At 58.8% G+C, this 8,105-nt stretch carries 7 protein-coding genes; 6 read left to right on the forward strand and 1 reads right to left on the reverse strand.

The genetic code is table 11. The features are described 5' to 3' along the window. From tilS to ispD, 6 genes are all read left to right on the forward strand, one after another. A partial coding sequence (tilS, locus tag AC1DH9_RS15440) for a tRNA lysidine(34) synthetase TilS (protein WP_477808380.1) occupies window positions 1-1,278 on the forward strand: 1,278 nt, incomplete at its 5' end. A 274-nt stretch (window positions 1,279-1,552) separates the two neighbouring features. Next, window positions 1,553-3,184, forward strand: coding sequence for a CTP synthase (locus AC1DH9_RS15445; RefSeq protein ID WP_054595921.1), 1,632 nt, complete (start codon window positions 1,553-1,555; stop codon window positions 3,182-3,184). A gap of 5 nt (window positions 3,185-3,189) precedes the next feature. After that, window positions 3,190-4,035 carry a 3-deoxy-8-phosphooctulonate synthase gene (gene kdsA / locus AC1DH9_RS15450; RefSeq protein ID WP_054595922.1) on the forward strand — a complete coding sequence of 282 codons (846 nt, stop codon included), beginning with the start codon at window positions 3,190-3,192 and terminating at the stop codon, window positions 4,033-4,035. A 160-nt stretch (window positions 4,036-4,195) separates the two neighbouring features. Continuing rightward, the gene (gene eno, locus AC1DH9_RS15455) at window positions 4,196-5,485 is read left to right on the forward strand and encodes a phosphopyruvate hydratase (RefSeq protein WP_019692103.1); all 1,290 of its coding nucleotides are present in this window, start codon (window positions 4,196-4,198) and stop codon (window positions 5,483-5,485) included. Between the two features lie 169 nt (window positions 5,486-5,654). Further along, the gene (gene ftsB, locus AC1DH9_RS15460) at window positions 5,655-5,933 is read left to right on the forward strand and encodes a cell division protein FtsB (RefSeq protein WP_019692104.1); all 279 of its coding nucleotides are present in this window, start codon (window positions 5,655-5,657) and stop codon (window positions 5,931-5,933) included. After that, on the forward strand, window positions 5,930-6,637 hold the full coding sequence (ispD, locus tag AC1DH9_RS15465; protein WP_427544622.1) for a 2-C-methyl-D-erythritol 4-phosphate cytidylyltransferase: 708 nt from the start codon (window positions 5,930-5,932) through the stop codon (window positions 6,635-6,637). Before ftsB ends, ispD begins: the two co-directional genes overlap by 4 nt. Window positions 6,638-7,238: 601 nt before the next feature. Here ispD and AC1DH9_RS15470 read toward each other — a convergent pair. Then, a partial coding sequence (locus AC1DH9_RS15470) for a LysR substrate-binding domain-containing protein (protein WP_477808381.1) occupies window positions 7,239-8,105 on the reverse strand: 867 nt, incomplete at its 5' end.

Raw genomic sequence — 8,105 nt, forward strand, 5'->3', positions numbered from 1 at the left:
CCTTGGCGCACCGCGCCAACCTGGCGTGTCGCCTTCTCCGGTGGTCTCGACTCCACCGTTCTGCTGCACCTTCTTGCGCAACTCGCAAAAAAACATTCCCTGCCTGAACTCAAAGCCATTCACATCCATCACGGCCTCCAGGCTGCGGCTGATGCGTGGCCGGAGCATTGTCAGTCGGTGTGTGATGCTCTGGGTGTGCCGTTGGAGGTTGTTCGCGTTCAGGTCCTGCCTGGTGCGAGTCTTGAACGCGCAGCTCGTGAGTCGCGGTATGGCGCCTTTGTCGAGGCCACCGAAACCAATGAGCTGCTACTGACGGCGCAGCACCGAGACGATCAGGCCGAAACCCTTTTGTTCCGTCTGTTGCGCGGAGCAGGGGTGAGAGGCTTGTCGGCGATCCCGTCGCAGCGTCCATTGGGGCGTGGTTTTTTGCTGCGGCCGTTGCTGGAGGTCTCGCGGGCCGAACTCGAAGCCTATGCCGTCGAGCATCAGTTGAGCTGGATCGAGGATCCGTCGAACGCCGATCAGCAGTTTTCTCGCAATTACCTTCGCCAGCAGATTTTTCCAGCGCTGACTCAGCGTTGGCCGCAGGCCGTGACCACCATTGCCCGCAGTGCTGCGCATTTGAGTGAAGCGCAGGGGCTGCTCGATGATTTGGCCGAGATAGATCTGGTATCCGCCGCAACGGTCAGCGAGTTCGATTGGCTGGGTGTGCCGTCGCTGGAAATGGCTGCGCTTGAAAAGCTTTCCGCCGCCCGCCAGCGCAATGCCCTTAGCCACTGGCTGGCGCCGTTGACGCGGATGCCGGACAGTGACCATTGGTCGGGTTGGGAAAATTTGCGCGATGCAGTGACGGATGCGCGGCCGATCTGGCGCCTGGCAGACGGTGAATTGCATCGTGCGAACGGGCGAATCTGGTGGTTGTCCGGCCATTGGCTGAACCTCCCCGAGCCGGCTCCGCTTTGGCCTGATCCGTCGGTGGCACTGCTGCTGCCGGACAACGGCCGGTTGACCTTCAGCGGGACCATTCCTGCCGGCGTATTAAGCGTGCGCTACCGGCAGGGCGGTGAAATCATGCATTTGCCGGGGCGCGGGCATCGCGACCTCAAACGTTTGCTCAATGAAAGCGGCCTGCCGCTGTTTGCCCGTGGCAGATTGCCGCTGCTCTTCTGCAATAAACAATTGCTCGCGGTGGCAAACCTGCGTGGGCTCGACGGTAGTGCGGGGGGAAACGGTCTTTTGCGGTGGCAGCCAGCGATCAACGATCAAGGTTTGAGCTGAAAGGGGCTTTCCGGTAGACTACGCTCCCTTCTTGATACAACTTCTGTGGATTCAGCTGAATTGCAGGAGTTGCCGATTACCAAGCAGTCTTTGCTGGGCGATTCCAAAAAATGTGTAGCGAGCAACGTACCGGTGATTCTTCTTCCGGTCTGTCCCAACGCGGCGGTTTTTTTGAAAGATGCACTGTAATTAATGCAGGTGATCGGGGGCTTCGGCCTTCCTTCGCTTTCCCCGGCGGCTCGGACCGCTTTAACGCAGACTTCTAGGGTTTTTCATGACGCGCTACATATTCGTCACGGGCGGTGTTGTTTCTTCATTGGGGAAAGGCATTGCATCGGCTTCATTGGCGGCCATCCTGGAGGCGCGGGGACTTAAGGTCACCATGCTCAAGCTGGACCCGTACATCAACGTTGACCCGGGCACCATGAGCCCGTTCCAGCACGGTGAAGTGTTCGTCACTCACGACGGCGCCGAGACCGACCTGGACCTGGGCCACTACGAGCGGTTCATCCGCACGACCATGACCCAGAACAACAACTTCACCACCGGCCGTGTCTACGAGCACGTCCTGCGCAAAGAGCGCCGTGGTGATTACCTGGGCGCAACCATCCAGGTGATTCCGCACATCACCGACGAAATCAAGCGCCGCATCATCAAGGGTGCAGGCGATGCCGACGTGGCGATGGTCGAGATCGGTGGCACCGTGGGTGACATCGAATCCCAGCCGTTCCTCGAAGCCATCCGTCAATTGCGTTTCGAAGTCGGCGCCAAGCGCGCGATGCTGATGCACCTGACTCTGGTGCCGTACATCGCCACTGCCGGCGAAACCAAAACCAAGCCAACTCAGCACTCGGTCAAGGAGCTGCGTTCCATCGGTCTGCAGCCAGACGTGCTGGTATGCCGTTCCGACCACCCGATCGATATCTCTTCACGTCGCAAGATCGCGCAGTTCACCAACGTTGAAGAACGTGCGGTCATCGCGCTGGAAGACGCCGACACCATCTACAAAATCCCGGGCATCCTGCATTCCCAGGGCCTGGATGATTTCGTCGTCGAGCGTTTCGGCCTGCAATGTGGCGGCGCCGATCTGTCTGAGTGGGAAGCCGTGGTCGATGCCAAGCTCAACCCTGAGCACGAAGTCACCATCGCCATGGTCGGCAAGTACATGGAGCTGCTGGACGCCTACAAGTCGCTGATCGAAGCGATGAGTCATGCCGGCATCAGCAACCGTACCAAGGTCAACCTGCGTTACATCGACTCCGAAGACATCGAGAACCAGGGCACCGCGCTGCTGGAAGGCGCTGATGCGATTCTGGTTCCTGGCGGCTTCGGTCTGCGTGGCGTGGAAGGCAAGATCACCGCCGTTCAATACGCTCGCGAAAACAAGGTTCCGTACCTGGGTATCTGCCTGGGCATGCAAGTCGCCGTGATCGAATTCGCCCGTAACGTGCTGGGCTGGAAAGACGCCAACTCCACCGAGTTCGATCGCACCAGCGGTCACCCGGTCGTGGGACTGATCACCGAGTGGGAAGATGCCACCGGTGCCGTCGAAACCCGTTCCGAATCGTCCGATCTGGGCGGCACCATGCGTCTGGGTGCTCAGGAGTGCCTGCTGGAAGCCGGCTCCCTGGTCCACGATTGCTACGCCAAGGACGTGATCGTCGAGCGTCATCGTCATCGCTATGAAGTGAACAACAAGCTGCTGCCGCAACTGATCGAAGCCGGTCTGAAAATCTCCGGTCGTTCCGGTGACGGTGCGCTGGTTGAAGTGGTTGAAGCGCCGAACCACCCATGGTTCGTTGCTTGCCAGTTCCACCCGGAGTTCACCTCGACTCCGCGCGACGGCCACCCGTTGTTCAGCGGCTTCGTCAAAGCAGCTTTGGCTCAACACCAGAAGAAGGCTTGAACCTGATGGCTCAAAAGATCATCCGCGTAGGCAACATCGAAATCGCCAACGACAAACCGATGGTGCTGTTCGGTGGCATGAACGTGCTGGAAAGCCGTGACATGGCGATGCAGGTCTGTGAAGAGTACGTAAAGGTTACCGAGAAGCTTGGTATCCCTTACGTGTTCAAGGCCAGCTTCGACAAGGCCAACCGTTCATCGGTAACCTCCTATCGGGGCCCCGGTCTCGAGGAAGGCATGCGGATTTTCCAGGACATCAAGCAAGCCTTTGGCGTGCCGATCATCACCGATGTCCATGAGCCCGAGCAGGCTGCAGTTGTCGCTGAAGTCTGCGAGATCATCCAGTTGCCGGCCTTCCTGTCGCGCCAGACCGATCTGGTCGTCGCGATGGCCAAGACCGGCGCGGTGATCAACATCAAGAAAGCCCAGTTCCTCGCCCCTCAGGAAATGAAACACATCCTGAGCAAATGCGAAGAGGCCGGTAACGATCAGTTGATCCTCTGCGAGCGTGGTTCGAGCTTCGGCTACAACAACCTGGTCGTGGACATGCTCGGCTTCGGCATCATGAAGCAGTTCGAATACCCGGTGTTCTTCGACGTGACCCACGCGCTGCAAATGCCGGGTGGTCGCTCGGATTCTGCCGGCGGACGCCGCGCCCAGGTCACCGACCTGGCCAAGGCGGGTATGAGCCAGTCGCTGGCCGGCCTGTTCCTGGAAGCGCATCCGGATCCGGACAATGCCAAATGCGACGGCCCTTGTGCCTTGCGTCTGGACAAACTGGAGCCATTCCTGGCTCAGCTCAAGGCTCTGGACGAACTGGTGAAGAGTTTTCCGACGGTAGAAACCGCGTAATCCTCAATTCTCCGGTAAAGTACCGCACGATTCATTGAACGCTCAGGCCCTCGGGCTTGAGCCTTATCGTCCGCAAGTCTGCCCGCTGCTAATCACTTGCCGACGATAAAAGATTTCCTACAGCTGCGTCGTTTTCGTCAACTTTGGAGTGTTTACAACAATGGCAAAAATCGTCGACATCAAAGGTCGTGAAGTTCTCGACTCCCGTGGCAATCCCACTGTCGAAGCGGACGTGCTTCTCGATAACGGCATCATCGGCAGCGCTTGCGCGCCGTCCGGTGCTTCCACCGGTTCGCGCGAAGCGCTCGAGCTGCGTGATGGCGACAAGAGCCGTTACCTGGGCAAGGGTGTACTGAAGGCTGTAGCCAACATCAATGGCCCGATTCGCACCGCGCTGCTGGGTAAAGACCCGGTTGACCAGAAAGCCCTCGACCGCATCATGATCGAGCTGGACGGTACCGAGAACAAAGGCAGCCTGGGCGCTAACGCAATCCTCGCTGTGTCRCTGGCTGCTGCCAAGGCTGCTGCCCACGACCAGGACCTGCCGCTGTACGCACACATCGCCAACCTGAACGGTACTCCGGGTGTTTACTCGATGCCGGTTCCGATGATGAACATCATCAACGGTGGCGAGCACGCCGATAACAACGTCGACATCCAGGAATTCATGGTTCAGCCAGTGGGCGCCAAGACTTTCTCGGAAGGTCTGCGCATGGGCACCGAGATTTTCCATCACCTCAAAGCTGTACTGAAGGCTCGTGGCCTGAGCACTGCGGTAGGTGACGAAGGTGGTTTTGCACCAAACCTGGCGTCCAACGAAGATGCACTGAAAGTGATCTCCGAAGCCGTGGCCAACGCTGGCTACAAACTGGGCACTGACGTGACCCTGGCTCTGGACTGCGCGGCCAGCGAATTCTACGAAGATGGCAAGTACAACCTGTCCGGCGAAGGCCAGGTGTTCACCGCCGAAGGTTTTGCCGATTACCTCAAGGGCTTGACCGAGCGTTACCCGATCATCTCCATTGAAGATGGCCTGGACGAGTCCGACTGGGCTGGCTGGAAAATCCTCACCGACAAAATCGGCGAAAAAACCCAGCTGGTGGGCGACGACCTGTTCGTGACCAACACCAAGATCCTGAAAGAAGGCATCGACAAGAAGATCGCCAACTCGATCCTGATCAAGTTCAACCAGATCGGCACCCTGACCGAAACCCTGGAAGCGATCCAGATGGCCAAGGCCGCTGGTTACACTGCCGTGATCTCGCACCGTTCCGGCGAAACCGAAGACTCGACCATTGCCGACCTGGCTGTGGGCACTTCGGCTGGCCAGATCAAAACCGGTTCGCTGTGCCGTTCCGACCGCGTTTCCAAGTACAACCAACTGCTGCGCATCGAAGAGCAATTGGGCGGCAAAGCCAAGTACAACGGTCGTGGCGAATTCCGCGGCTAAGCTTGGGTAGTTAAAAAGACACCGGATTGTGTCGAAAAAATCGCAGCAGCGGGATTTTTGCCACTAATCTGATGCCTTATAAGTACGAGCCTGGTTCTTCCAGGCTTCGTACTATCAGAAGCTTTAAAGTTGGCATGGCTGTCTTTTTTCACTGGGTACCTGATATTCGATGCGCAGTCCTTACTGGTTGTTTCTTGTCTTGCTCTTGCTGCTGGCTGGTTTGCAATACCGCCTGTGGGTGGGTAATGGCAGCCTGGCGCAAGTGGCCGAGCTGACCCAGCAGATTGCCGATCAGCACGCGGAGAACGAGTCGTTGCTGGAGCGCAATCGGGTCATGGACGCCGAGGTCAGCGAATTGAAGAAAGGCATGGAGACCGTTGAAGAGCGGGCTCGCCATGAGTTGGGCATGGTCAAGGACGGTGAAACCCTTTACCAGTTGGCTCAATGATGAATACGTTACCGGCCTTCTGGGCCGTGATTCCTGCCGCGGGCGTCGGTGCCCGTATGGCCGCGGACCGTCCCAAGCAATACCTGCAACTGGGCGGGCGCACTATTCTCGAACACAGCCTTGGCTGTTTCCTCGATCATCCAGCCTTGAAAGGCCTGGTGGTCAGTCTTGCCGTTGATGATCCTTATTGGCCGACCCTGGCGTGTGCTACTGACCCTCGTATTCAACGGGTGGACGGTGGTGAAGAGCGCTCGGGTTCGGTGCTGAACGCGTTGCTGCATTTGCATGCGCAAGGCGCTGCCGATGAAGATTGGGTGTTGGTCCACGATGCGGCACGACCGAACCTGGCTCGCGATGATCTCGACAAGTTGCTGTCGGAATTGGCTGATGATCCTGTCGGCGGGTTACTGGCTGTGCCTGCGCGTGACACGCTCAAGCGTGTGGACAGGCATGGGCGGGTCCTTGAAACCGTTGACCGCAGTTTGATCTGGCAGGCATACACGCCGCAGATGTTTCGTCTGGGTGCTTTGCACCGGGCGTTGGCGGACAGTCTGGTGGCTGATGTGACTGTTACCGATGAGGCTTCTGCGATGGAGTGGTCTGGGCAGGCGCCACGCTTGATCGAGGGGCGGGCGGATAATCTCAAGGTTACCCGGCCTGAAGACCTCGAGTGGTTGCGCCTGCGTTGGGCGAATCGCCGCTGACTCCTCTGTCACAACGCTCAACTGTTGTGGGAGCGAGCCTGCTCGCGAAGGCAGCCTGACAGCCAACCAATCTTTTGCGGATGTACATAGATCTACTGTGGGAGCGGGCTTGCTCGCGAAGGCGGCCTGACAGCCRACCAATCTCCCGCAGATGTACACCAATCCACTGTGGGAGCGAGCCTGCTCGCGATGGCGGCCTGAAAGCCGACCAACCTCCTGCAGGTGTACATATCCATTCCTGCGGTAACGGCCGCTTAGGGTTTCGCCCTGACGGCGACTCACTTTTGCAGACGCCCAAAAGTAAGCAAAACGCTTCGCCCCAAGCGTACGGCACCTCGCTCCGGCATTCATCAGGGGGCATCGCCTACGGTCTGCTTCGCGACGACCTCCTCTCGATGTGTCCGGCTGCGCCGTACGGCGCTGCGCGCCCACCCCCTGATGAACACCTCCACTCGGCCTCCCGAAGGGGCGGGTGGATCAAGATCAGCAGCGGCAGGCGAGCTAACGCTCGGCCTGTTGAGTGGTGGGGGCGTGTTATTGGTTATCTTTGGAGCTGCGGTAGGCTGCGATTCTTTGATCCTTTGATCCTTTGATCCTTTGATCAAAGTTGGTATTCCGGCCTTTTTGCCAACCCTTCTTTCAGATAGTCCACGAGTTTGCGCACTTTCGGCGATAGATGCCGTTGCTGCGGATACAGCGCCCATACGGCGGTGTTCGGTGGTTGATGAGCATCCAGCAACGACACCAGCGCGCCACTGTTCAGGTGCTCCAGCACGTAATAGTCCGGCAGTTGACACAACCCGACACCTTGTAGTGCCGCGTCCAGCACCGCTTGCCCGCTGTTACAGCGCCAATTGCCTTGTACTCGCTGGGAAAACTCTCTGCCGTCCTGCTCCAGTTGCCAGATGTCCGAGCTGCCGATCAGGCAGTTGTGTCGACTCAGCTCCGACAAACTGTGCGGTCGGCCATAACGTTCCAGATAGGACGGCGAGGCGCACAAGTACATGCGTCGTGGCGCCAGGCGCGTGGCCACCAGTCGTGAGTCTTGCAGGCGGCCGAGCCGGATTGCCAGGTCCAGGCCCTCGTGTACCAGGTCGAGCGGACGGTTGCTCAGCTCGATATCGACCCGCAATTGTGGATAAAGCCCCATGAAGCTGGTCACCAGCGGCACGATGAAGCGCTCGCCGTACGCCACTGCACAGGTCATGCGCAGCATGCCTTTGGGTTCGCTGGTCAGGTCGCCGACGGCGCGCAAGGCTTCTTCGCGTCCGTCCTGCAAGCGTTGGCAGTGTTGCAGGAAYGTCTGCCCGGCTTCGGTCAGCGTCACCCGACGGGTACTGCGGTAAAGCAGGCGGGTTTGCAGGCGCTCTTCAAGGCGTACGATTTGTCGACTGATGTGCGAAGACGAAACCCCGAGGCGTTCGGCAGCAGCGGTGAACTGGTTGCATTCGGCGACGGCGACGAATTC

It is taken from the genome of Pseudomonas sp. 05T35, from assembly GCF_056396605.1.

Coding starts and splice junctions, on each gene's coding strand:
- ftsB (WP_019692104.1), top strand. CDS start 5,655: ATGCGCAGTCCTTACTGGTTGTTTCTTGTCTTGCTCTTGCTGCTGGCT.
- kdsA (WP_054595922.1), top strand. CDS start 3,190: ATGGCTCAAAAGATCATCCGCGTAGGCAACATCGAAATCGCCAACGAC.
- ispD (WP_427544622.1), top strand. CDS start 5,930: ATGATGAATACGTTACCGGCCTTCTGGGCCGTGATTCCTGCCGCGGGC.
- AC1DH9_RS15445 (WP_054595921.1), top strand. CDS start 1,553: ATGACGCGCTACATATTCGTCACGGGCGGTGTTGTTTCTTCATTGGGG.